Consider the following 2,492-nt stretch of genomic DNA (forward strand, 5'->3'; position numbering starts at 1 on the left):
TTATTAATTTATCTATTTGTAAGCATTCAACTTTCATTATTTATGGTTATTTTATTTAAAGATTTTTACGACTCTGCGGTAAAATTACTGCTAACTAGTAAATATACCCAAGTTTATACAACTTTGTAATATATTCCCCCGCGTATTTTTTTGAAATTTAATTGCTTCGAGGTCAGAGACCATAGCTATCGAGGACAACTAAATCCTCTTTCTATTCTTCAAAATACTTTATTGTGAAGCATGTAATCGGTTCTTCCGAGAAAACGGGACAGGCTGTTCAACACAGGTTTTATTGTTCGGCTTCCAGCCGCAACGAACCCTTAGCTGTTGGCAACTGTTTTCTTATTCTCATTGTTTAGTTTCTTTATTAATCATTTTTTTTTCAGCTAAACGTTCTCCTTTCCAAAAAAAGCGTTTACCAATTTTTCGCAAATGTTTATGCCATTCAGAATCAGTTGTTAAATTACCTTTTTTTTTCTAGACATGTTTAATTGTTTTTTTTCATTTCGTTTGGATCAAAACCATACATGAATTCATTTAATTGGCCATTTGAACTTTCTAACCCAACAATGTCCATTATCTCTTCGAAATGTGTACAAACTCTTTCTCTATCTTCAGTATCTAATTCCATATAAATATCTGCAAATCTATAAAGCCCAACTTTAATTTTTTCTTGATATTGCAAATCTGTTGGTTTATTTGATAATGCAACAGATTTAAAATCATTTGCTACAAGATTTATTTTTTCAGTAAAGATTGGTCGCATTTTTTCATCTGCAATTCCTGGATAAAAATTTGGATAACCTTGTTCAACAAACTTTTCCTTTTCAATAAATGAATTAAACTTTTGAATTGCGTTTTCTGGTGTTTTCATTTCAATAGCATTTTGTCCGCAAGCAGTTAAAGTTAAAAACAATAATAATAATTTAATACGTACCTTCATTTTTCAATAGTTGCCAACTAGTAAATACACTCAAGTTTATACAACTTTGTAATATATTCCCCAGCGTTTTTTTTTTAAAAATTTAATTGCTTCGAGGTCAGAGACCATAGCTATCGAGGACAACTAAATCCTCTTTCTATTCTTTAAAACACTTTATAGTGAAAGCATGTAATCGGTTCTCCCGAGAAAACGAGACAGGCTTTTCAACACAGATTTCATTGTTCGCTCTCCCAACGCAACGAAAACTTAGCGATTAACTACAGGTTTTATCCTTAATATGCGATATGGTGAAATAAATATTTAAATTTCATTAACTGTTTTTCTAACTTCATCATATCTAAAAGTAATGTGATTTTGTTTGACATTTAAAACTGTATCATTATTTTGGTCAATTGCTCCATAAACAAAAACATACAAGCCAAAATTTGGATCGTTTGATTTTTCTTCGAATTCTGTAAATGCTATTTCAAATAATTTGTCATACTTATTTTTCAACCTTGATAAACTATGTTTTGACATTAACTTTTTATCAATTTTCACAGAATAATTTAATATTTTTTTTGCTCCATCTTTATCTTTATAAGCCAATAAATTAAAATAAACATTATCCGGATATTTATCAAAAACATTTTTATTTGTTTTTGATAAGATTAGTTTACCATAAAATATTCTCTCCTTTTGTAAATCTTGAGGATCTGTATGACCTTTTATGTGTTTGAAAAAATACCTATATTGAGTTTTTATAGAATTGATTTCTATTTCTACATCTCTGTTATGTGGAAATCCTAAATACCAATTTACAATTCTGTCAATACTTTGAACTCTGTTTTTTCTGTCAAATTTGATGTTTTCACCATCAAATTCGTAAACTTTGGATATTGCATCACCAAGAACAGTTATTCCTTCATCCTTATTTCCAAGTCTGGCTTGTGAAACTTTTTTCACACCATCTTCATCATCATTTAAAATAAAAACAGAAGGGTAACCAATTTTACTAATTTCTGTTTTATTTAATTTTTGATTTCCTCCTTTTTGGTATAAATTACTTAAAGTAGCATATTCACAAGTTTGAATATGTTCTCTATATCTGTATTTTTTAAAATGAGGTTTTTTACGTTCTGTCTTTTTAATACAAGTTGGAGACATACGAATAGAACATCTTTTATCAATACATACAAATTCAAGTTCTTTATAATTGGGATAAAGTTCAAGTATAGTGCTAGCCATAACAATTTCGTCTGTGTCCTTAATTCTTGCTTTATTCATAATTAAAAATTTAAAAAGTTTGTTTTAGATATTTGATTTTTTCATTTTACCGTAAAGCTTCAATTAAAGTCTTGGCGCTTTGCGCAGCTTGGGAATTATAGATGCGATATTCCTGCCCTTAAAGGCAAATTTCCCAAATACAAAAACATCTTTAAATTCAGCCTAATGCCAAAATCTCGTGTAACGAATGTTGAACTAAACCTTCGGTAGCGTATTACCTGAAAATGTTAGTCCTTTGTAAAACTAATTAAAAATTAATTACAATGACAAAAAAAAGCAGATG

2 protein-coding genes are annotated in these 2,492 nt (G+C 28.9%); both read right to left on the reverse strand.

From position 1 onward, the window contains the following. Window positions 1–487 precede the first annotated feature (487 nt). A complete protein-coding gene (locus H602_RS0109510; protein ID WP_026977781.1) occupies window positions 488–943 on the reverse strand; it encodes a DUF4844 domain-containing protein in 456 nt (151 codons plus the stop codon). Between the two features lie 300 nt (window positions 944–1,243). Further along, on the reverse strand, window positions 1,244–2,209 hold the full coding sequence (locus tag H602_RS0109515; protein ID WP_026977782.1) for a hypothetical protein: 966 nt from the start codon (window positions 2,207–2,209) through the stop codon (window positions 1,244–1,246). Window positions 2,210–2,492 lie beyond the last annotated feature (283 nt).

The organism is Flavobacterium tegetincola DSM 22377 (assembly GCF_000425485.1).
In the GTDB taxonomy this organism is placed as follows: Bacteria; Bacteroidota; Bacteroidia; order Flavobacteriales; family Flavobacteriaceae; genus Flavobacterium; species Flavobacterium tegetincola.

Coding starts and splice junctions, on each gene's coding strand:
- H602_RS0109510 (WP_026977781.1), bottom strand. CDS start 943: ATGAAGGTACGTATTAAATTATTATTATTGTTTTTAACTTTAACTGCT.
- H602_RS0109515 (WP_026977782.1), bottom strand. CDS start 2,209: ATGAATAAAGCAAGAATTAAGGACACAGACGAAATTGTTATGGCTAGC.